Source organism: Oscillochloris sp. ZM17-4, assembly GCF_019599295.1.
Taxonomy (GTDB): Bacteria; Chloroflexota; Chloroflexia; order Chloroflexales; family Chloroflexaceae; genus Oscillochloris.
In genome coordinates this window covers 32,582-55,396 of sequence record NZ_JAIEWN010000003.1, presented here as the reverse complement: position 1 = coordinate 55,396, position 22,815 = coordinate 32,582, and the positions used below count along the sequence as shown (strand labels likewise).

At 67.5% G+C, this 22,815-nt stretch carries 19 protein-coding genes; 15 read left to right on the top strand and 4 right to left on the bottom strand.

Features of this window, described 5'->3' with window-relative positions:
* A partial coding sequence (locus K2Z83_RS03605; RefSeq protein ID WP_255603247.1) for a glycosyltransferase family 2 protein occupies positions 1-970 on the bottom strand: 970 nt, incomplete at its 3' end.
* Between the two features lie 103 nt (positions 971-1,073).
* Positions 1,074-2,144, bottom strand: coding sequence for an inositol-3-phosphate synthase (locus K2Z83_RS29765; protein ID WP_220593816.1), 1,071 nt, complete (start codon positions 2,142-2,144; stop codon positions 1,074-1,076).
* A 408-nt stretch (positions 2,145-2,552) separates the two neighbouring features.
* On the opposite strand from K2Z83_RS29765, the gene K2Z83_RS03595 reads away from it, so the two are divergent.
* The 14 genes from K2Z83_RS03595 (at position 2,553) to K2Z83_RS03530 (ending at position 17,572) form a co-directional block, all read left to right on the top strand.
* Positions 2,553-3,005: a chemotaxis protein CheW gene (locus tag K2Z83_RS03595; RefSeq protein ID WP_220593815.1), complete on the top strand. Its 453-nt coding sequence runs from the start codon at positions 2,553-2,555 to the stop codon at positions 3,003-3,005.
* A 6-nt stretch (positions 3,006-3,011) separates the two neighbouring features.
* On the top strand, positions 3,012-3,434 hold the full coding sequence (locus K2Z83_RS03590; RefSeq protein ID WP_220593814.1) for a chemotaxis protein CheW: 423 nt from the start codon (positions 3,012-3,014) through the stop codon (positions 3,432-3,434).
* Positions 3,435-3,732: 298 nt separating this feature from the next.
* On the top strand, positions 3,733-5,211 hold the full coding sequence (locus tag K2Z83_RS03585; protein ID WP_255603244.1) for a methyl-accepting chemotaxis protein: 1,479 nt from the start codon (positions 3,733-3,735) through the stop codon (positions 5,209-5,211).
* A 46-nt stretch (positions 5,212-5,257) separates the two neighbouring features.
* Positions 5,258-7,492, top strand: a complete 2,235-nt coding sequence (locus K2Z83_RS03580) for a hybrid sensor histidine kinase/response regulator (RefSeq protein WP_220593813.1) — start codon at positions 5,258-5,260, stop codon at positions 7,490-7,492.
* A 79-nt stretch (positions 7,493-7,571) separates the two neighbouring features.
* Complete coding sequence (locus tag K2Z83_RS03575; protein WP_220593812.1) at positions 7,572-7,931, top strand: PleD family two-component system response regulator; 360 nt, start codon at positions 7,572-7,574, stop codon at positions 7,929-7,931.
* Between the two features lie 5 nt (positions 7,932-7,936).
* Entirely contained in the window at positions 7,937-9,073 is a 1,137-nt protein-coding gene (gene cheB, locus K2Z83_RS03570) for a chemotaxis-specific protein-glutamate methyltransferase CheB (RefSeq protein WP_220593811.1), read from the top strand.
* Positions 9,070-10,509, top strand: coding sequence for a CheR family methyltransferase (locus K2Z83_RS03565; RefSeq protein WP_220593810.1), 1,440 nt, complete (start codon positions 9,070-9,072; stop codon positions 10,507-10,509). The genes cheB and K2Z83_RS03565 overlap by 4 nt, the downstream gene beginning before the upstream one ends.
* Before the next feature lie 4 nt (positions 10,510-10,513).
* Complete coding sequence (locus K2Z83_RS03560; RefSeq protein ID WP_370650042.1) at positions 10,514-11,647, top strand: PP2C family protein-serine/threonine phosphatase; 1,134 nt, start codon at positions 10,514-10,516, stop codon at positions 11,645-11,647.
* 89 nt (positions 11,648-11,736) lie between these two features.
* Positions 11,737-13,311 carry a lipopolysaccharide assembly protein LapB gene (locus K2Z83_RS03555; protein WP_220593809.1) on the top strand — a complete coding sequence of 525 codons (1,575 nt, stop codon included), beginning with the start codon at positions 11,737-11,739 and terminating at the stop codon, positions 13,309-13,311.
* Between the two features lie 75 nt (positions 13,312-13,386).
* Positions 13,387-13,815: an ATP-binding protein gene (locus K2Z83_RS03550; protein WP_220593808.1), complete on the top strand. Its 429-nt coding sequence runs from the start codon at positions 13,387-13,389 to the stop codon at positions 13,813-13,815.
* Positions 13,812-14,138 (top strand): STAS domain-containing protein, encoded by a 327-nt coding sequence (locus K2Z83_RS03545; RefSeq protein WP_220593807.1) that lies wholly within the window; start codon positions 13,812-13,814, stop codon positions 14,136-14,138. The genes K2Z83_RS03550 and K2Z83_RS03545 overlap by 4 nt, the downstream gene beginning before the upstream one ends.
* A gap of 250 nt (positions 14,139-14,388) precedes the next feature.
* Positions 14,389-15,345: an L-lactate dehydrogenase gene (locus K2Z83_RS03540; RefSeq protein ID WP_370650040.1), complete on the top strand. Its 957-nt coding sequence runs from the start codon at positions 14,389-14,391 to the stop codon at positions 15,343-15,345.
* A 91-nt stretch (positions 15,346-15,436) separates the two neighbouring features.
* Positions 15,437-15,811: a response regulator gene (locus tag K2Z83_RS03535; RefSeq protein ID WP_370650039.1), complete on the top strand. Its 375-nt coding sequence runs from the start codon at positions 15,437-15,439 to the stop codon at positions 15,809-15,811.
* A 228-nt stretch (positions 15,812-16,039) separates the two neighbouring features.
* Positions 16,040-17,572, top strand: coding sequence for an HD domain-containing phosphohydrolase (locus K2Z83_RS03530; RefSeq protein WP_220593805.1), 1,533 nt, complete (start codon positions 16,040-16,042; stop codon positions 17,570-17,572).
* A gap of 128 nt (positions 17,573-17,700) precedes the next feature.
* Here K2Z83_RS03530 and gyrA read toward each other — a convergent pair whose 3' ends face one another.
* Entirely contained in the window at positions 17,701-20,163 is a 2,463-nt protein-coding gene (gyrA, locus tag K2Z83_RS03525) for a DNA gyrase subunit A (RefSeq protein WP_220593804.1), read from the bottom strand.
* A gap of 168 nt (positions 20,164-20,331) precedes the next feature.
* Positions 20,332-21,036 carry a metallophosphoesterase gene (locus K2Z83_RS03520; protein WP_220593803.1) on the bottom strand — a complete coding sequence of 235 codons (705 nt, stop codon included), beginning with the start codon at positions 21,034-21,036 and terminating at the stop codon, positions 20,332-20,334.
* A 165-nt stretch (positions 21,037-21,201) separates the two neighbouring features.
* Here K2Z83_RS03520 and K2Z83_RS03515 point away from each other — a divergent pair.
* Positions 21,202-22,815, top strand: a 1,614-nt coding sequence (locus K2Z83_RS03515; protein ID WP_220593802.1) for a glycosyltransferase family 39 protein, incomplete at its 3' end; no start/stop codon positions are given.

The window sequence follows — 22,815 nt, the reverse complement described above, 5'->3', positions numbered from 1 at the left end:
CCACCTGCATGGTCCGCACCCGGTAGAGGATCTCCTCCTGCACCCGCCGCACCCCGCCCACCCGGTCGGCCAGCAGGCCGATCAGAAAGGTGATCAGGGCCATCATCATGAACAGGCTGCCCAGCTGGAGCGACTGCAGGTTGTCGGCCTCAAGGCCAAAGTTGCGGCCGATGTAGACGTAGGCCGCGCGCAGCAGCAGCAGCGTGCCGGGGATGAAGAAGACCAGGGAGATGTAGCTGAACACCTTCAGCGGCTCGTATGCCGTGTAGGTGCGGGCGATGATCGCGGCCTGGCGCTTGATAAAGTTCCAGTTGCCGCGGTGCAGCCGCGAGGGCCGGTCGACGAGGTTGGTGCGGATAGGCACCGCCGTGATCGTCAGGCGGCGCTTGCCGGCCTGGATGAGGTTCTCGACGGTGTAGGAGAAGTCGGTGGTGACGAAGGTGCGCAGGGCGGCCTCGCGCGAGAGCGCGCGGAACCCGCTCACCGTGTCGGGCACATCCGTCTCCGAGGCCCAGCGCACCACCGAGCTGCCGAGGTACTGGAGACCCCGCTTCAGCGCCGAGAAGTGCTCGATCGTCTGCACCTGACGGTCGCCGACGACAATATCGGCCCGCCCGGAAACGATCGGCTCGGCGAGGCGCGCGATCTCGCTGCCGGGATACTGGTTGTCGGCGTCGGTGTTGACAATAATATCGGCGCCCAGGCGCAGCGCCGTGTCGATGCCGGTCTGGTAGGCGGTGGCGAGGCCCTTGTTCGAGGTGTGGCGCACCACATGGTCGGCGCCGGCGCGCAGGGCCACCGCCACCGTGTCGTCGGTGCAGCCGTCGTCGATGATCAGCACCTCGACGCTGCCGACCCCTGGGATATGCCGCGGGATGTCCGCGATCACCGCCGCGATCGTCTCGCTCTCGTTCAGCGCCGGGATCTGGACGATCAGCCGCAGCGGGGGCTTGTTCTGCTGCTCACTCATAGTGGGCGCTATTGTAGCACAAAGGGAACAGGGAACAGGGAACAGGGAACAGGCAGCATGTTCTCGCTGTTCCCTCTGTTCCCTGCTCCCTGTTCCCTGTTCCCTAGCCCCTGATAAACTCCTCAGTCAGGTCGCGGGCCTCGTAGTCGGTGTACTGCTTGGGCGGCGTCTTCATGAAGTAGCTGCTGGGGGCGTAGAGCGCGCCGGAGATGCGCCGGTCGAGGGCCAGCTTGGCGCAGCGCACGGCGTCGATCACCACGCCCGCCGAGTTGGGCGAGTCCCAGACCTCCAGCTTCAGCTCGATGTTCAGCGGCACATCGCCGAAGGTGGTGCCCTCCATGCGGATGTAGGCCCACTTGCGGTCGCCCAGCCAGGGCACGTAGTCGCTCGGGCCGACGTGGACGTTGTCGGGGTGCATCTGGTAGGGCAACTGGCTGGTGACGGCGTTGGTCTTGCTGATCTTCTTGCTCTCCAGGCGCTCGCGCTCCAGCATGTTCAGGAAGTCGGTGTTGCCGCCGAAGTTGAGCTGGTAGGTGCGGTCCAGGCGCACGCCGCGCTCCTTGAACAGGGTGGTCAGCACGCGGTGGGTGATCGTGGCGCCCACCTGGCTCTTGATATCGTCGCCGATGATCGGCAGGCCCTTCTCCTCGAAGCGCTTGCGCCAGTACTCCTGGCTGGCGATGAAGACCGGCACACAGTTGATGAAGCCGCAGCCGGCCTCCAGGATCTGCTCAACGTACCACTTGGTGGCCATCTCGCTGCCCACCGGCAGGTAGGAGACGACGACGTCGGTCTTCGTCTCGCGCAGGATGCCGACGATATCATCGGTGGAGCGGGGCGACTTGTGGATGACCTCGCCCAGGTACTTGCCGATGCCGTCGTGGGTCATGCCGCGCGAGACCGGCACGCCCAGGCGCGGCACGTCGGCGAACTTGTAGGTGTTATTCGGGTGAGCGAAGATCGCCTCGGAGAGATCTTTATCGACCTTGGTGTCGGCCACGTCGAAGGCCGCCGAGAACTCAATATCGCGGATATGGTAGCCGCCCAGGTTCACGTGCATCAGCCCGGGCACATCGTCGGTCTCGCTCGCGTTCTTGTAGTACTGCACGCCCTGGACAAGGGACGAGGCGCAGTTCCCCACACCGATAATCGCCACACGGATCTTCTTACTCACAGCGCTCTAGCCTTTCAGTTGACTCTCACTCGCGCGCCGACTGCTGGCCGACCTTCGGCCAGCGATCGTCGGACGCCAAACCGGCCTGCTCTCATGACAACAGCAGATGATTCTACGTTGACGCACCGTATTTGTAAAGCTGGACAAATAGGTAGTCTCTCCCAAGCCAGGCGGCGTTACGACATGTGTTAGTTTTCGCCCCCATGTAGTAGCCAAGGGTACGGTGCGAATAACGACTGATGTACCACCGCTCGGCTTGACCCTGACGTGGCTTTCAGTGTATGCTTCGATTCTAAAGACTGAGCCACTGAGTCGTATGCGCTGCTGTGCCTGATGCGCTCTGCCCGTACCCTGTACCCTGTACCCTGTACCCTGTACCCTGTACCCTAACCCTAACCCTGGTCACCGATGAACGCCAGCGAGCAGCCAAGCGAAGATTATCTGATCGTGCGGGTAGGCCCCGAGCGCTACGCGCTGCCCAGCGCAGCGATCCGCGAGGTGGCGCGCTGGCGCGCGCCGACGCCAGTCCCAGGGGTGCCGCCGCTGTTGCCGGGCATCATCAGCCAGCGCGGCGTCGTGCTCCCCGCAGTGGATCTGCGACAGCTGCTCGGCCTATCCGTCGCCGAGCCTGATCGATCATCGCGCTTTATCATTGTACACCAGGAGCTCGCCGATATCGCCCTGCTGGTCGACGCCGCCCTAGACATCTGTCATCTGGCCAGCGAGGAACTCGCCAGGCCGCCGGCGGGGCTCGACCAGCAGCGCGCGCGGCTGCTGCGCGCGGTGGCGCAGCACGAGGGGCAGCCGCTGCTGGTGATCGACCTGGCGACTCTCTTCGCCGTGCTCCAGGAAGGCGCGTAGCCAGCCATGAGTGCCAGCCGCGACAGCACGATCTTAGGCGTGGATGTGGGGCGGCGGCGCTACGCGATCACGCCGGCCCAGATCGATCACCTCGGCATGCTGGACCCAGATGGCGACCCGACCGACCAGCGCGGCCGACCGCTGATCTGTCGCGATCTGGGGGGGCTGCTCGGCGACGCCGCGCCGCCCGCCGCCCGACGGCAGCACGCGATCACCGTATCGCTCCGCAGGCGCAGCGTCGCCCTGCTGATCGACCACATCGACAGCCTGGATAGCGAGGGGCCGCTCGCCGTTCAGCCCCTCTCACCGCTGCTGTCGCGCCGGCTGGCCTGGCCCTGGTTCCTCGGCGCAGTCGTCTATCGGGGCGAGCCGCTGCTGCTGCTCGATCTGCGCCGGATCGCCACCGATGTGGCGATCGGCGCCGTGTAAGGTGCAGAGCTTCTGCAACGCCCTGGGGCTTCGCCCCATGCGCATCAACGTAAGCCCTGGCCCCCCCGGAATTTCTTGTTGTTTTGGCCAACATGGCCAGCAAAGCTGGCCATGTTGGCCAAAACGACGTCGGTTTTTTAGGGCTGCCGCCCTAACGTTGATGCGCATGGGGCTTCGCCCCAGACCCTGCTTTTGTTGGGGGTGGCTTCGCCACCCCACCCCCCCGCCTAGCGGCGCCCCGCCCAGCTGACAGAGGCGGTGTTCTGAACCGCGACAGAGATCGAGATAGAGGCATACTATGGCAGAGATTGCGCGGCGCATGATGGGCACGTCCGACGACGAGCAGGCCAGCCTGCTCAAAGACAACCTCAAGACATTGAGCCTGCTGATCGCCGTCGGCGCGGCGGTGGTGGCGATCTTCTGGGTCGCCGGGGTCGCCCTGCGGGTCAGCGCACAGATCAGCGACAGCGCCATCGGCATCACCTCGCTGATCTCCGCCGGCGCCCTGGGCTCCTACGGGGCGGCCTATCTGCTGATCAGGCAGCAGCGCATCACCCTCGGCAGCCGGCTGCTGTTCTACGGCATGGTGCTCGGCTGCGCCCTGGGCACCTACCTCATCGGCGGCCCGGACGGCCCGCTCGTGCTGAGCTTCTTCATCCCGATCGTCAGCGCCGGGCTGCTCGGCCGGGGGCGCGACAGCATCCTGGTGTCGGTCGGGTCGGTGCTCTGCGTGGCCGCCCTGCTCGCCGCCGAGCAGGCATTTGGCTACCGCGCCCCGATCGCTGGCGGCGCCCTGATGACCCTGCTCGTCTTCAGCGTCGCCACGGCCCTGCTGGCGGTGCTGGCCTGGCTGAGCGGGCGCGACCTAAGCAGCGCCACGGGGCAGTCACAGGAGCGTGCCCAGGAGCTGATGAATAAGACCGAGCAGCTGATGGAGAAGAGCATCCAGCAGGTGGAGCTGGGCAGCGAGCTGGCCTCCGCCGCCGCCGAGATGCAGGTGACATCGCAGCAGCAGGCCAGCGGGGCCGCCGAGCAGGCCAGCGCCGTCTCGCAGGTGTCCACCACGATCGAGGAGCTCGGCAGCACGGCGCGGCAGATCGCCCAGGCCAGCGAGCACGTGGCCATGGCCGCCCAGCAGACGCTGGAGAACCTGAGCAGCGGGCAGGGCGCGGTGGACGAGAGCATCCAGGCGATGGAGCGCATCCGCGGGCGGGTGCAGGATGTGAGCACGCGGGTGCTCAGCCTGGGCGAGCGATCCCAGCAGATCGGCGAGATCATCGACCTGATCGACGACATCTCCGACGAGACGCACCTGCTGGCGCTCAACGCGGCGATCGAGGCGGCCGGGGCGGGCGAGCACGGCCGGCGCTTCGCGGTGGTGGCCGCCGAGGTGAAGAGCTTGGCCAACCGCACCCTCGCCGCCGCCAAGGAGGTCAAGGGCGTGATCGCCGAGATCCGCCAGGCCACCAGCTCGGCGGTGCTGGCCGCCGAGGAGGGCAGCAAGGCGGTCGAGCGCGGCGTCGAGCTGGCCCACCGCGCCGGCCAGGTGATGGACAACATCGTGATGGTGGCCGAGCGCACCGCCCAGTCCGCCGCCGAGATTGGCCTGGCCACCGCCCAGCAGCAGAGCGCCAGCGAGCAGGTGGTCGAGACGATGCGCGAGGTGGCCGAGGTGGCCCGCCAGTCGGCCCTCGGCGCCCGCCAGATGGCCGAGTCCGCCGCCACGCTCACCGCCATCGCCGATCGGCTCCACGGGATCGTTGTGAATGATGAGTAGCTCGTAAGGGCGCCCCTTGTGGGCGCCCACGAGGGGCGCCCTTACCATGGACCTCTCCGCCTTCTACAACCAGTTTCGCGAGGAGACCGCCGAGAACGTGCGCGTGCTCAGCGATGGGCTGCTGGCGATCGAGGGGCTGGCCGACGATCAGGCGCGCCGCGCCGAGATCGACCGGGTCTTCCGCGCGGTCCACACGATCAAGGGCTCGGCGCGCATGCTGGGCTTCGAGGCGGTGGGCCGCCTCGCCCACGAGCTTGAGAGCGTCCTCGGCGAGCTGCGCCAGGGCCGGCGCGCGCTCGACCGCGACCTGGCGGGGCGGCTGCTGCGCGGCGGCGACGCCCTGCTTGAGCTGAGCGCAGCGGCCGTGGATGGCCGCCCCGCCGCCGTGGATGTCGACGTGGCGATCGCCCTGTTCGGCGGCGGGCCGCCCCCCGCCGTCGCCACCACCCCGCCCGCCCCGCCGGATGCGGCCGCCCCGCCCGCCCCGCCGGATGCGGCCGCCCCGCCGCCGGCCGCCCCCGCAGGCCCGCGCGGCGGTGGCACGCGCACGGTGCGCGTGCGGGTCGACCGGCTCGACCGCATGCTCAACCTCGCCGGCGAGCTTATGGTCGGCCAGCAGGTGCTCGCCAACCACGCCGATCAGCTCGCCGCCATGCGCCAGCTCGCCCGCCAGCAGGAGCGGGCGATCCAGGAGCTTGAGGAGGAGCTCGACCGCCTGCGCTTCTCGGCCGTCCAGCGCCACGCCATCGACCAGCGGATCGCCGCCGTCCTCAGCGTCGCCGGGCAGATCCAGGGCGCCACACAGCGCCAGGCCGAGCGCTTCGGCCGCCACCTCGGCCAGAGCGACCTGCTCGTGCGCGACCTGGAGCAGGAGGTGATGGCCGCCCGGCTCATCCCGATCAGCACGATCTACGCCGGGCTCCCACGGGCCGTGCGCGATATCGCCGAGGCCACCGGCAAGTCGGTCCGGATCGAGCTGCGCGGCGAGACGGTCGAGCTCGACCGCAAGGTGCTTGAGCTGCTCCAGGACCCGCTGCTGCACCTGGTGCGCAACGCGGTGGACCACGGCATCGAGCCGGCGGCCGAGCGCGCGGCAGCCGGCAAGCCGGAGCTCGGGAGCATCGAGGTGAGCGCCGAGGCGATCGGCGGCGAGGTGCGGGTGACGATCCGCGACGACGGGCGCGGGATCGACCCAGCGAAGCTGCGCGACCGCGCCGCGCGCATGGGCCTGCTGCGCGCCGAAGATGCCGCCCGCCTGCCGGATAGCGAGACCCTCGACCTGATCTTTCTGCCGGGCTTCTCCACCGCCCCGATGGTCACCGACATCTCGGGGCGCGGGGTCGGCCTGGATGTGGTGCGCGCGAACATCAACGAGCTGAGCGGCCATGTGCTCGTCGAGTCGCAGCCGGGCCACGGCACCCAGATCGTGCTCACCCTGCCGCTGACTCTGGTGACGACGCGGGTGCTGCTGGTGCGGCTGGGGCAGGCCAGCTTCGCGCTGCCGGCCAGCGGCTGCCAGGGGACGATATGGGTACACCACGACACGCTGCGCAGCATCGAGGGCCAGCCAACGGTGAGCCACGACGGACGAGACATCGTGGTGAGGCCGATGGCCGATCTGCTGGGGGTGGCGGCCGACCAGAGCCGCCGGCGCGGCGAGCGGGAGCCGGCCCTGCTGGTGGGCAGCCCCCAGCGCATGGTCGCGCTGCTGGTCGACGCGCTGCTCGACGAGCGCGAGGCGGTGGTCAAGCCCCTCGGGCCGATCCTGGCCCGGCAGCGCAGCTACAGCGGGGCGATCCAGCTCGGCGACGGCAGCCTGGTGCTGCTGATCAACCCCCTCGCCCTCATCCAGATGGCCGGCGGCGCGCGCCAGGCGCCGGCCATCGCCGCGCCGGCCCCGCGCCGCCGGCCGCGCCTGCTCGTCTGCGACGACAGCTTCACCACGCGCGAGCTCATCCGCAGCATCCTCCAGTCGGCCGGCTACGAGGTGGCAGCAGCCGTGGATGGAGCCGACGCCCTTGACAAACTGCGCGCGCAAGCCTACGATCTTGTCGTAAGCGATGTCGAGATGCCACATGTCGATGGCTTCCAGCTCACCGCACGCATCCGCAGCGAGCTCGCACTGCACGAACTCCCCGTCGTGCTGATCACCAGCCTGTCCTCCGAGGATCACCGCCGCCGTGGACTGGAGGCAGGCGCACAGGCGTACATCGTCAAAAGCCAGTTCGACCAGGGCAGCCTGCTCGAAGTGATCCAGCAGCTCCTTGGCCCATCCCCCTAGCCACCCCGTAGGCCGCAGTCGATTGCCATCCATATCAGCCCGCGCCCCGGCCGCCCGCCGGGCACCATCTGAGGATGCTATGCCAGGAAAAATTCTCGTCGTCGACGATAGCAAGCTCGTAACCGATATTGTCAAGCTCCGCCTGGAGATGTTCGGATTCCAGGTGCGCCTGGCCCACAGCGGAGAGGACGCCCTGGCCGCGATCGCTAGCGAGGTGCCGGATCTCATGGTGCTCGATGTGCAGATGCCCGGCATCGACGGCTACGAGGTCTGCCGCCGGCTACGCGACGACCCCATGCTCGATGATCTGCGGATCATTATGCTCACCTCAAGCGACGACAAGCACGCCGCCTTCGAGGCCGGGGTGGACGACTACCTGAACAAGGACATCGACCTGCTGAACCTGCCGAACCGCGTGAAGATGATCCTTGAGATGTGACGCGTATGAGCCAACCGCTGCGCATCCTGATCGTCGACGACTCTGCACTGATGCGGCGGATGATCCGTGCTATGCTTGATCGCGACCCCGATCTGACCGTCGTCGGCGAGGCCGCCGATGGCCGCGAGGCCATCGCCCGCGCCGCCGAGCTGCGGCCAGACCTGATCACCCTCGATGTGCGTATGCCGGTGATGGACGGCGTGGAGACCACGCGCCAGATCATGGCCTACCAGCCCACGCCGATCCTGGTGCTCACCGCATCGCTCTCACGCTACGATATCGACATCACCTTCCAGATGCTCGGCGCGGGCGCCCTCGATGTGATGGAGAAGCCGCAGCTGAGCGATGGCGCAGCCCTGGAGCGCGCCCGGATCGCCCTCGTCCGCAAGATCAAGCTCCTCGCCAGAGTGAAGGTTGTCACCCATCTGCGCGGGAGACGCAAGCAGAATGTTGAATTGTCAATGGTGAATGGTGAATTGCCGAATAAACAGGCCACGGCCACTTCCCCCAGCTTGGGAGGCACGTCAACAACGGATCATTCACCATTCACCATTCAGCATTCACCATTCCCCGTCGTGGTGATCGGCGCGTCAACCGGCGGCCCGGGCGTGGTGCGGCAGATCCTCGCCGGCCTGCCGCGCGGCTATGGCGCGGCGGTGGTGGTGGTGCAGCACATCGCCCAGGGCTTCAGCGCCGGCATGGTCGAGTGGATGGCGGGCAGCTCGGCTCTGCCGATCATGCTGGCCGATGCGGGCGCGGCGATCAGGCCGGGGCAGGTGATTGTCGCGCCCGACCGCGTCGACCTCCTGCTTGATGACAAGGGCCGGGTGAAGCTCAGCGCGCTGCCGCTGCTGCTCCAGCGCCCGGCGATCGACATCACCATGCAGTCGGTGGCCGAGGCCTACGGGCCGCTGGCCACCGGCGTCCTGCTCACCGGGATGGGCCGCGACGGGGCGCTGGGCATGCGCTCGATCCGCCGCGCCGGCGGCTACACGATCGCGCAGGATGAGGCCAGCTGCACGATCTTCGGCATGCCGAAGGCGGCGATCGACCTCGGCGCGGCCCATGTGGTGCTCCCGCCCGACAAGATCATTGAGGCGCTGATCGCCCGCGTCGACACCCCGCGCAGAGGCATCACATGAGCCAGCCGATCACCACAGCCGAAGACCTCAGCCCAGCGCAGGTTGTCGCCCTACGCGACCTGCTGGCGGGCTACTGCGGCGTCTACCTGGACGACTCGCGCCACCCGACCCTGCGGGGCGCCGCGCGGCGGCGGGCTGGGCTGCTAGGCCAGCCGATCCAGGCCTACGCCGACGGGCTCGCCGGCACCGGCGCCGGCCCGGAGCTGCACTCCCTGGCCGAGCTGCTGCTCAACCACGAGACGGTCTTCTTCCGCAACCGGCCGCACATGGCCGCCCTGCGCGACGCGATCTTGCCCGACCTGCACCGCCGGCTGCCGCCCGGCGCGCCCATCCGCATCTGGAGCGCCGGCTGCGCCACCGGCGAGGAGGCCTACTCAATCGCCATCGCCGCCTGCGAGGCCCTGGGCGACCAGCCGGCCCGCCCCATCGAGATCCTCGGCAGCGACCTGAGCGAAGATGCGCTGTCGCGCGCGCGCGCCGGAGTCTACCGGGGCCGCAGCCTGGGCAACCTGAGCGAGGCCCAGCGCCGCCGATTCTTCACGCCCCGCGGCGATGGGCTGGCCGTCGGCGCGCAGCTGCGCCGGATGGTGCGCTTCGAGCGGCGCAACCTGCTTGAGCCGATCCCGCCCGAGTTCATCGGCGTCCACCTGATCTTCTGCCAGAACGTGACGATCTACTTTCAGGTAGAGACCTGCCGGGCGCTGATGGGCCGCTTCTACGAGGCGCTCGCCGAGGGCGGCGGACTCTTCCTCGGCTTCTCCGAGACGCTCTGGAATATTTTTAGCCGCTTCCGCTGGCGAGAAGTCAGCGGCACCTACGTTTACTATAAGGAATCGCAGCGCGCCGCGCTGCCGCCAACGGCCCCGCTGCCGCCGCTCCCGACGAGCCGCCCGGCGCAGCAGCCCAGGCAGATCGGGCCGCGCCATCCGGGAGGGGCGGGCACAGCCAGCGAGCGTGGCCGGGCGCTGATAGACGAGGGCAAGGCCGACGCGGCGCTCGAGGCGCTCTACGCCACGCCGCTGCGGGGCGATCAGGCGCCGCAGATCCTGGCCCTGGCCGCCCGCGCCCACGCGAACCGTGGGGACCTGGACCTGGCGGCGGCGGAGGCGCGCCGGGCGCTTGAGCTCGACCCGCTAACGATGGAGGCGCACCTATTGATCGGCATGATCTACGCCCGGCAGGACCAGCCCGCCGAGGCCATCCGCCAGCTTGAGCGAGCGCGCTACCTGGACACAACGGCACCGCTGATCTCATTCCACCTGGCCGAGTGCTACCGCCAGGTTGGCCGCACCGAGGCTGCCCGGCGCGAGTACTGGAACACGATCCAGAAGCTCGCTGGCCAGCCGCCAGATCACTTGATCGATGGGGTAGCCGTCGGATGGCTGGCCGAGACCTGTCAACGGTATCTCAGCACACTGAGCAACGGGCGAGCATAAAGGGGTGAAAACCCCTTTTACTATCTTCGTTAGTACGACAATGGGCCAACGCCACACACACACATCCTGGGTTTCGTTCCTTGGCCACCGGCCACCGGCCCGGCTGGGTGGGCGGCGGCGCGCGCGCCCCGAGCCCGCCGCCACGCCGCCGTCGGCCCCGGCACTATCGAGCGAGCAGCAGCGCCGGGCCGACGAGCTCCAGCAGGACTTGCAGCTGGCCCGCGACATCCAGCAGGGACTGCTGCTAGAGGCAGCGCCACGGCTGGCGGGCTGGGAGCTGAGCGCCATCTCTATGCCCGCGCGCGACCTGGGAGGCGACCTGTACGATTTCCTGAGCCTTGGCGGCGGCATCCAGGGCATTATGATCGGGGATGTGAGCGGTAAGGGGCTGCCGGCGGCCCTACGCATGGCGGTGGCGCGCACCGTCTTCCGGCACGAGGCCCGCCGCGACGAGGCACCGGCGAGCACACTAGCCGCCGTGAATCGCGGGATTCTGAGCGAGATCCCGCAGGGCATGGTGACGATGCTCTACGCCCGGCTCGACACCGCGCGCGGTGAGCTGCATCTGGCTAACGCCGGCCACACCTTCCCGCTGATCGTCAACTGCACAGTAAGCGAGATTGAGCTCTCGGGGCTGCCCCTGGGTGTGGACGCCGACAGCGACTACCGCGAGGCGCGGGCGCAGCTTGGGCCGGGCGACAGTGTGGTGCTCTATACCGACGGCGTGCTTGAGGCCGAGAACCCGGCCGGCGAGATCTTCACCTATGAGCGTCTGGAGGCGCTGATCGCGGCGAACCGTCAGCTCAAGCCGCGAGCCATGGTGGCGCTCATGCTACACGAGCTACGAACCTGGGCCGGCGACACGCTCCAGAGCGACGACGTGACCATGGTGGTGCTCCGGCGTCGCCTGACCGACCTGGGCGCAGAGCTGCGCAGCATCGTCGAAGATATCCTCGGCGCGGAGCCAGCGGCCCCGTTCTGGGACGAGGAGCTGGCGCCGCTGGCCGAGGCCAACGCCGAGATCTGGATCGCCGCCCTCCCTGAGATCATGAAGCGAGCGCAGTCACGCCTGGGGCGAGGGCTCGCCCGCGAGCTCAACCAGCAGCTGCGCCTGACGCTGGAAGACTACCGCGCGTGACAGGACCGTTATACACATGTGCAGATCAGCGTGCTATAGTATGAAACCCGGCTGCGCCCGGGCCATTAACAGGTGATGCGGAGATACCTATGGCTGCGAACGACCAGCTGCACTTTATGCCCTTAGATCTCGACACCTTCGCCGGCAGCGAGCGGTTTATGACCGGCACGCGCCTGGGTGCGGCGTTTAGCCAGGGCATGCGATCATACCTGCGGGCCGCCTACGCCGAGGCGATCGAGCATTTTAAGGCCGCCCTGATCGCCGCCTATGTGGACGGCGAGGAGCAGGCCCAGATCTTCGAGCGCGAGCGCGCGATCATCTACCTGTATATTGGCAACGCCCTGGCCTTCCAGGATGACTGGGAGGGCTCGCTACGTGAGTACCTTGAGGCGGTGCAGACCGACCACCAGCTGGCCGAGGCGCACTACAACCTCGGCGTGGCCTTCGCCGCCCGCGGCCAGGTTGACCGGGCGGTCTCCGCCTTCCGCGAGACGCTGGAGCACAACCCGAACCTCTACGAGGCCCACTTCGCCCTGGGGCGCTGCTACCAGAAGATCGACGACGCCGGACGGGCCTATATCCACTACAGCAGCGCATGCAACGCCCGGCCCCAGGCCGCCGAGCCGCGCTACTATATGGGCCTGATGCACCAGAGCCACGGCGCCCACGAGCTGGCCCAGAAGTGCTTCGCCGAGGCGCTGCGCGTCGAGCCGACCTTCATCTCGCCCGATGTCGGCATCTTCGAGGACGCCCTGGTGAGCCGCTCCGAGGAGGAGGTGTCGCAGTGGTACTACCGGCTGAGCCAGGCGCTGAAGTCGCAGAGCTACGAGGAGGAGGCCGAGCGAATCTACCGCGCCCTGCTCCAGTGGCGGCCCCAGGAGTACCACGCCCGCTACCTGCTGGGCAATCTGCTGGCCCGTCAGCGCCGCTGGGATGAGTCGCTGGATGAGTATGGCCAGGTGCCGCCACAGGATAAACATTATGTCAATGTACGCCTACGCATGAGCGCGGTGCTGCGCCTGCTGAAGCAGCCCAAGCAGGCATACGACTTGCTCTTCGCATGTGCCAAGCTGAACCCTGGGAACGGATCACTCTTCCTGAACATGGGCAAGCTGCTCTACGATATGGGGCTGAACCCGGCAGCCGCCCGCGCCTTCGAGCGGGCGGTGCAGCTGCTGCCCAACGACCCACAGGCCAACTATCTGCTCGGATTCATCTACAATGTGCTTGGCCGCGAGGGCTGGGCGCTGGCCGCCTGGCGCAAGGCGGTGGAGCTGGCCCCCAACGCCCACTCGCTACGCTACGACCTGGGCTACATGTATGTGCGGCGAAGCCGCTTCGACCTGGCCGCCAATGAGTTCGCCCACGTGATGGAGCACTGGCCCGACGATGTAGAGACGAACTTTATGCTCGGCCTCTGCTACAAGGAGCTGAGCGAGCCGGGCCGCTCGATCCCGCTCTTCGAGAAGGTGCTGCGCCGCAACCCGCGCCACGCCCAGGCGCTCTACTACCTGGGCGCCTGCTACCTGCAGATCGGCAACACCTCGCTGGGCAAGGCCTATCTGCGGCGCTACGACCACCTCGCACGCCAGAGCGACACAATGGCCAGCCTCGCCAGCACGCGTCGGCGCACACTGCCCACGGCGGCCACGACTGGCCGGTGATTTCGCTGGTTCAGCTCGTTTGTTATGCTAGTGGTAACGCGCAGCCAACGGCGCGCTATCACTCGATGGTGCCGCATGCAGCGTGTAGAGCTTAGCATCCCCTCACACCCGATCTTCGAGCGCGTCGTCCGCGCGAGCGCCGCCGAGGTGGGGGCAGCCTTCGGGTTCTCCGACGAGCGCGTGGAGGATCTGAAGCTGGCGATTAGCGAGGCGGTCAATAACGCGATCGACCACGGCAACCGGGGCGAGGTGACGAAGCTGGTGGCGGTGGTCTTCGAGATCGACGGCGAGAAGCTGGAGGTTCGGATCAGCGACCAGGGCAGCGGGATGGAGCATCACGATATCGCACGTCACGTGGTCGATGAGCAGAGTCTTGAGTCGGGTCAGCTGCGTGGGTTCGGCATGTACCTGATCAGCGAGCTTGTAGATGACTATGAGGTGAGCTCCTCGCAGAAGGGCACCATGCTCACCCTACGGCTCTACCGGAGAGAAGAGCAGCCATGAGCGATATCATCAGGCGCGAGGAGTTCGGCGAGGTCGCCATCCTGCATATCACCAGCACCAGCGTTGATGCGATCTCGGCGGCGGCGATCGCCGCCGAGAACGAGCAGATGCGCCCGATCACCGTGCTTGATTTCAATGAGGTCTCGTTTATCAACTCGGGCGGGATCTCCGCCCTGCTAAAATTTGTAGTCTCGGCGCGCAAATCCGGCTACCAGCTCTTCGCGATGAACGTGAGCCCGCACCACCAGAAGATCTTCAAGATGGTCGAGATGTCACGCTTTATGCCGACGATCGATGAGCGCGACCTGGCCGAGTACCGCTAGAGCACTGAGGCACTGAGGCACTGAGCAGCACGATACGCGCCGATGGCGCGTATCGTGCTGTTCTGCGGTAACGCCGCCGCCGACAGGGCATGTGCAAAGCCCCTGCCCCCCGGCTGGCGACGGGAAGTCGCGCCAACGGGGCGCCGCCCGCGACGTTGCACATGCCCTGCCGCCGCCGGAATAGCACCTGTAAACACGGCTCAGGGTGTGGTATCATAAGAGGGCGGCGATAGGTCATCATCGGCGAGGTATGTGCATGACGTTAGGGAAGCGCAGCGGGAAGGTTGGGCTTGTGGGAACGGGGATGGTGGGAACATCGTTCGCCTACGCCCTGACACAGCGCAGCCTGGCCAATGAGCTCATCCTCGTCGACGCCGACCAGGCACGCGCCGAGGGCGAGGCGATGGACCTCAACCACGGCATCCCCTTCGTCCGCCCGATGCGCATCCGCGCCGGAGACTACGCCGACCTGACAGGGGCCGACCTAGTGGTGGTCGCCGCCGGGGCCAACCAGCGGCCCGGCGAGACGCGGCTCGACCTGCTGGCGAAGAACGCGGCGATCTTCCGCGAGATCATCCCGAAGGTGCTGGCCGCCAGCGATGACAGTGTGATCGTGATCGCCACCAACCCGGTGGACATCCTCACCTATATCAGCGCCGAGATCGCCGGGCAAACCAGCCAGCGCGTGATCGGCTCGGGGACGATCCTCGACACCGCCCGCTTCCGCTACATGCTCGGCGAGCACTACGGTGTTGACGCGCGCAGCGTCCATGCCTATATTATCGGTGAGCACGGAGATAGCGAGCTCGCGGTGTGGAGCCTGGCGAATATCGCCGGGGTGCGCCTGGCAGATTTCGTGGGTGCCAATGGGCAAGGCTACGACCAGCAGACGCTCGACGGGATCTTCGAGCAGACGCGCGGGGCCGCCTATGAGATCATCAAGCGCAAGCGCGCCACCTACTATGCGATCGGCCTCGGGCTGCTGGCGATCGCCGATGCCGTCCTGCGCAACCAGCACACGGTGCTCACCGTGAGCAGCCCGATGATCGGCCAGTATGGGGTGAGCAATATCGCGATCAGCCTGCCCACGATCATCGGGAGGAGTGGGATCGAGGAGGTGCTCGACCTGCCCCTGTCCCCGGATGAGATCGCCGGGTTCCAGCAGTCGGCACAGCTATTGCAAGAGAATCTTGCCAGCCTCGGCTAGCCAACCAGCCGACGGGGCTACGCGATATCGTGACTAATGTTCGTTCGTCTAGGTGGAATGCGTCTTTCTATTGTAGCGAAGCGAGGCAAACGTGTCATCCACGGTGATGATCGTCGAAGATGATCCGGCAACCCGCCGTCTCTATCGTTTTCTGCTGACGAGCAGCGGCTATACCGTCTTCGAGGCCGAGGATGGGCTCTCGGCCCTTGAGCGGCTCGATACGCAGCCCTGCGATGTGATCATCACAGATATGAATATGCCGCGCATGGGCGGCATCGACCTGGTGCGTACGCTGCGACAGAAGAACGCGGACGTCTATGTGATCATGGTGACGGCGTTCGGCACGCCCGACACTGAGAAGCTCGCCTACCGCGCGGGAGTCAATGAGTACCTTACCAAGCCCTTCGACTTTGAGGAGCTTGAGCGACGCGTCGAGACATTCTTCACACGCAGATCAAACGGCTGATCGTCGTCCCGCCCCTCATCAGTCTGACACCCGCTCCCCGCCGGCCCCCCCTAACGCCGGTATGTGTCTGTGTCTCCGCCAGAATCCCCGCCCCCACCGCACCGCCGCGCACCACGATGAACAAAATGCAAGCATCATGCGACGCACTGTAGTCGGCATGACAGATTATGCTGTTACAATTATCAAGAGAAAGTTAAGGCGGCCCACACTAGCGTAGGGAGGGATGGCATGGCCGACCTGCTGATTGGCGCATCGACACCGCAGCGCGCTCGTATCCTCGTCGTCGAGGACGACACCTACATCCGCACCTTCTGCCAGCGGCTCCTGCGGCTCACCTACGATGTCTCCACGGCGGAGAACGGCGCGGTGGCGGTCGAGATGCTCCAGCAGCAGCCCTTCGACCTCGTGCTGACGGACATGCAGATGCCGATGATGGACGGGATGCAGCTGCTGCACCACATCCGCCAGAGCCACCCCGACATCGACGTGGTGATGCTCACGGCGTTCGCCACGGTGGACACCGCCCGCCAGGCGCTCAAGCTCGGCGCCCTCGACTACCTGGCCAAGCCGATGGAGGCCGAGCATCTGGAGCGGATGGTGCGGACCTGCCTGGAGCTGCGCCGGGTGCGGCAGGAGAAGGAGCGCCTTTCTGACCTGGTGTTTATGTACCAGTTCAGCCAGGCGATCGCCACCTCGCTGGACATCGAGACGCAGGTGGAGCAGATCGTCGAGTTCCTCTGGCAGCGCTTCGCCCCCGAGTCGCTGGCGCTGTCGATGCACCGACCGGAGGACGAGACGCTGCAGCTGCTCGCGGCGCGCACGGCGGCGGGCTGGAGCGAGCCGGGCGCGGCGGCGCTGGCCGCCGACTGCGACGACCAGCAGCTGCTCGCGGCCCACATGCGCCTGGTCGGCGGCCCCGGCACAGCTGAGGAGAGCCTGTTCGCCGGGGCGCTGCTGCGCAGCCACGACACGTCGATCGGCTACCTGCACATGGCCCGCCGCGCCGAGCAGCCGCCCTTTGACGCCGGCGAGCGACGTCTGCTGGGCATCTTCGCCACACAGGTCGCCGCGTCGCTCGATAACGCGCGGCTCCACCAGGCGCTCAAGGACCAGAACCGCCAGACAATCGAGGCGCTGACGGAGGCGATCGAGGCCAGAGACGCCTACACCTACGGCCACTCGCGCCAGGTGACGCGCTACGCCGTGCGCCTGGCTCAGGAGGTGGGCCTGCCGCAGGAGCGCATCGAGCTGATGGACTACGCCGGGCTGCTGCACGACGTGGGCAAGATCGGCATCCGCGACTATGTGCTGCTGAAGCCCGGCGCCCTCTCCGACGAGGAGTTCGCGGTGATGAAGCGGCACCCGGCGATCGGGGTGAAGATCATCGAGCGGGTGCAGGGGCTGCGGGCGACCCTGCCGATCATCGAGGGGCACCACGAGCGGGTGGATGGAAAGGGGTACCCGCGCGGCCTGAAGGACCAGGAGATCCCGCTTGAGGCGCGCATCCTGGCGATCGCCGACGCGTTCGAGGCGATGACGGCCGACCGGGCCTACCGCCCGGCGATGGAGACGGAGCGGGCACTGGGCATCCTGCTCGATGGCCGGGGCACGCACTGGGACCCGGCGCTGGTCGACCGCTTCGTGGAGCTGATCCGCAGGGAGGGCGACCAGCTCAAGCTGAGCGCGAAGGCGCTACGCCAGGCCCTCGTGCCGCTGATCAAGGGGCAGCAGCCTGTGCCGATCGGGGACGTGCGGGACTGATCACGAAGGACGCGAAATGCGAGCGAGCTGAGCTCGCTCGCATTTCGCGTCCTTCTGTTGCCAGCAACAACACTGCGCACGGTGAGGGTGTGGGAGAGCTTTGCTCTCCCACGCCCTCACCATCGTGATCACCCGTTCGGGCTGATGATCGTCGGCGACTCGCCGCTGTCATCCTCGGGCTCCTCGACGGACAGGGCCACCACCCGGTCCTTCCCGCTGGGGTTGACGATAGTGACGCCCTGAGTGAGCCGGCCGAGCTGCGAGATCTCATCGACCGAGGTGCGCATCACCACGCCGGCCAGGGTCACGAAGGTGAGCAGGGAGCGATCGTTGACCACGGCGGTGCCGGCCACCGAGTCCTCCGGGCGCAGCTTGATCGTGATCACGCCGCCGGTGGCGCGGCCCTTGGTCGGGTACTCATCGAGCTTGGTGCGCTTGCCGAAGCCGCGCGCCGTGATCACCAGCAGGTCGTCGCCGGGGGTGGCGAGGTGCATGCCGATGACCCGGTCGCCGTCGCTGAGGTTGACCCCGTTCACACCGGTGGCGGGGCGGCCCATGGGGCGGACGTCGCCCTGCTTAAAGCGGATCGTCTGGCCGTTCACGGTGGTCATCAGGACGTCCTCATCGCCGTTGCTGACGTTGACCCAGCCGAGGACATCGCCTTCCTCCAGGCCGATGGCGATCAGGCCGTTGGAGCGCACTTGGCTGTACTCCTCAAGCTTGGTGCGCTTGATCTTGCCGCGCTGGGTGGCCATCACCAGGTACTCGCCGTCGTAGTCGGGGACGGCGAGCATGGAGGTGACCTGCTCACCCGGCTCCAGGGAGATCAGGTTGACCAGGGGCAGGCCCTTGGCGGTGCGCGAGCTATCGGGCACCTCGTGGGCCTTGAGCTGGTAGACCTTGCCCTTGTCGGTGAAGAAGAGCAGGTTCTCAAGCGAGCCGCAGGTGAGCAGGTGGCGCACGAGGTCCTGCTCGCGGGTGATCATGCCCTTGATGCCGCGCCCGCCGCGGCGCTGGGTGCGGTAGACATCGGCGGCCTGGCGCTTGATGTAGCCGCGGTCGGTGAGGGTGATCAGGACGCGGATGTCGGGGATGAGGTCCTCGTCGCTGACCTCGCCGGTGGCGTCGGGGGCGATGCGGGTGCGCCGCTCATCGCCGTACTTCTCCTTGATCCGGCGCAGGTCGCTCTGGATGATATGCAGGACGCGTCGCGGGTTGGCGAGGATGTCCTCAAGCTCGGCGATCAGCTTGATCACCTCGGCGTACTCGTCGTCGATCTTCTTGCGCTCGAGGGCGGCCAGGCGGCGCAGCTGCATGTCGAGGATGGCCTGGGACTGGATCTCGCTGAGGCCAAAGTTGCGGATGAGGTTGTTGCGGGCGCTCTCGACGGTGCGCGACTCGCGGATGGTGCGGATGATCGCGTCGATGTTGTCGAGGGCGATCTTGAGGCCCTCGAGGATGTGGGCGCGGGCGCGGGCCTTGTCCAGGTCGAACTCGGTGCGCCGGCGGATGACATTCTGGCGGTGGGCGACGTGCTCCTGGAGCATGCGCTTGAGGGTGAGCACCTTGGGCTGGCGCCCCTCCTCGACCAGGGCCAGCATATTGATGCCGAAGGTCGTCTGCATCTGGGTGTGCTTGTAGAGGGCGTTGAGCACCTTCTTGGGCTGGGCGTCCTGCTTGAGCAGGATGACCAGGCGCATCCCGGAGCGGTCCGACTCGTCGCGCACGTCGCGGATGCCCTCGATCTTGCGGTCCTTGGCCAGCTCGGCCATGCGCTCCTGGAGGCGGGCCTTGTTGACCTGGTAGGGCAGCTCGGTGACGACGATGTTGAAGGCGCCGCGGTTGGCCTCCTCGATGTGGGCCTTGGCGCGCAGGGTGATCTGGCCGCGGCCGGTGCTGTAGGCGGCCATGATGCCGTCGGCGCCGAGGATATTCCCGGCGGTGGGGAAGTCGGGGCCGGGGATGATCTTGATCAGCTCCTCGACCGTGGCCTCGGGGTTGTCGATCAGGTAGATGATCCCGTCGCAGAGCTCGACGAGGTTGTGGGGCGGGATGTTGGTGGCCATGCCGACGGCGATGCCGGCGGCGCCGTTGAGCAGCAGGTTGGGCAGCATGCCCGGCAGCACCGTCGGCTCGCGGTAGGACCCGTCGAAGTTATCGCGGAAGTCGACCGTGTTCTTGTCGATGTCGAAGAGCAGCTCCTCGGCGATCGTCGAGAGCCGGGCCTCGGTGTAGCGCATGGCGGCCGGCGGGTCGCCATCGACGCTGCCGAAGTTGCCCTGGCCGTCGATCAGCGGGTAGCGCATGTTCCACGGCTGGGCGAGGCGGGCCAGCGCATCGTAGACGGATGAGTCGCCGTGGGGGTGCATCTTGCCGAGCACGTCGCCGACGATGCGGGCGCTCTTCTTATAGGCCGTGTTGGCGCGGAAGCCCATGTCCCACATGCCGTAGAGGATGCGCCGCTGCACTGGCTTGAGCCCGTCTCGCGCGTCGGGGAGGGCGCGCGAGACGATCACGCTCATCGCGTAGCTCAGGTAGGCCGTGCGCATCTCGCTGGTGATGTTGACCGGCCTGACAATCCCAATTTCCATACCACTCTCCTGGAATCATCGATGAGGGCGTAACGTAGGGACGGAGCGCGCTCCGTCCCTACTCCGTCCCTACGTCGCCCTCGTATTACGCTTCGTAAAGCGTTAAATGCTCTTTATATTATACCCTATCGGGGCGGTTTTCGCAAGGAATTTACGCACAAGTGTGCGTCAGAGGCCGCGCACACCGACCGGCCCGAAGCCAAGGTAGTCGCAGGCGGTGAGCTGGTAGGAGACGCCATCGACCGTCTCGTTCACGGCGTGGTCGTGATCCTGGCGGCGGTGGAGGTGCCCGTAGATACAGGCCCGCGCGCCGGCGGCGGCGATGCGGCGGGCGAACTCACTGGGCTGGCGGTTGATGAAGGGCGGGTAGTGGAGCATCACGATGATCGGCAGGCGGCCGGCGGCGAGCCGCGCGGCGTGCTCCAGGGACCGGTCGAGCATGCCGAGCTCGCGCAGGTAGATCTGCTCGTCGGTGGCCGGGGCGTAGCCGGGGGTGTCGGGCGTCGTCCAGCCGCGGGTGCCGCAGACCACCGCCTCGCCGATGAGCATCGCGTCGGCGCTGAGCAGGCTGATCGAGGGGGGAAGCTGGGGGCGGATGGGGTTGACCCGCCGCGAGCACCAGTAGTCGTGGTTGCCGCGAATGATCACCTTGCGCCCGGGGAGCCCGTCGATCCAGCGCAGGTCGACCAGGGCGTCCTTGAGCTTCATGGCCCAGGAGACATCGCCGGCGATCAGCACCCAGTCGTCGGGGGCCACGCGCTCGCGCCAACTCCTGGCGATGCGCTCCGGGTGTTCCCTCCAGTGAGGCCCGAAGATGTCCATCGGCTTGGGCTGCGCGAAGGAGAGATGGAGGTCGGAGATAGTCCAGATCATAGATAGGGTACAGAGTACAGGGCACAGGGTACAGGTGCGGTGATCCGCAGCATCATAGCAGCGAGGGGCGCGGCGCGCAAATCGGGGGTTGGGGGTTGGGGGTTGGGGGTTTGGCGGTATAATGTGCCGGTGTGCGCGCAGAATAGCGCGTCAGAGATGGTGTGTATGGGATTGGCCGACCTCAAGCCAAATATTGGGCAGCGCGAGGCTGACGCCCGGGCGCGCGCATGGCGCGACGGCGTCGCGGCGCTGCGGCCACTCCTCTTTGTGCTGGCGCTGGCGTGCGCCGTCGGCGTGATGGCCTACCAGACGCCGCCGACCGGCGGGGTGCGGGTGGGCTGGCTGGGCGACCGGCTCTTCCTCGGGGCGGACCCGGGCCTGGGCGCCGAGCCGATCATCCGCGGGGACTTCTACGCCGATGACCTGACGCCGGACTCGCCGACGGGGCGCAGCCGCTGGACGCGCGAGCACGCCAGGATCACGCTGCCGAATGTCGGGTCGGGCGCGGCGCTCACCCTCGCGCTGACGACCCAGGGCTGGCCGGCGGATGTGATTGGCGCGGCGGTGCGACAGCCCGCCGTCGCCGTCTTCGCCAACGGCGTGCAGATCGGCCAGCTCACGCCGGAGGCGGGCTGGCGAACGCAGGTGTTTCACATCCCGGCCGCCGCCCAAGATGGCGGAGATCTCGTGATCGACCTGCGCAGCTCGGCGACCTTCACCGACACCGCCAGCTTTGGCAGCGACCCGCGGCCAAAGGGGCTGCGCCTCGCGGAGGTCAGCGTCGCACCGGCGCGCGTCGACCTGCTGGCCGTCTACCCGCCAGCCTGGCGGGCGGTGCTGCTGCTCTGCGCGAACGCGCTGCTGCTCTACCTGCTGCTCTCGCGACTGCTGGCAGCGGCCACGCCGGTGTACGCCCTGACGATCGTGGGCGTGGGGGCGGCGGGGATCGGCCTGTCCAGCCTGCGGGTCTGGATGGGCGCGGCGCTGCTGGTGGCCCTGACGGCGCAGGTGGGGCTGCTGCTGCTGGCGTGGCGCGGCGAGCTGCTGGACCTGGCGCGGGCGATGGTGCGACGCTACGCGGTGGGGCGCGGCCTGGGCTATGGCCTGGTGACGGCCGCGCTGGCATGGTTCACCTACAGCCTGGCCCAGCCGCTGGGGTGGCTGGGCAGCCGGGGCGGGCCGCTGTTCTGGGCGATCTTCCCCGACTCGCTGCTCTACAGCCTGTTTGGCGCGGGCCTGCTCACGCTGGGGCTGGTGCTCGGGCGCGAGGGGCTGCCGCGCCTGGCCGACCGGGTGGTCGGCGCGGTCGGCTCGCGGCGGGGGGCGGCCATCCTGCTGGCGATCTTCGGCGCGATCTGGCTCGGCTACGAGGCGGCGATCATCGCCCAGCTGCCCTTTGTGGGCCACGCCGACTACGCGGACAACGCCGTGGTGGCGCGCAACATCGCGGCCGGGCGGGGCTGGGTGGTCGACTATGTCACCCAGTTCTACCGGCTCTACGACGGGCTGACGCGGCCGCAGGAGACCTGGCCGCTGCTCCAGCCGCTCTGGATCGCTCCCTTCTTCCTGCTGTTCGGGGCGACGGCCTGGGCGGCGAAGATCCCGAACCTGATCTTCAACGCCCTGCTGATCTGGCTGATCTACCGGGCCGGCGCGCGGATCTGGGACCGGCGGGTGGGCCTGACGGCGGCCGTCTTCGTGCTGACGAACTACCTGTTCTTCCGGCTGACGATCTACGCCACCAGCGACCTGGCCTTTGTGGTGTTCAGCCTGGGGGCG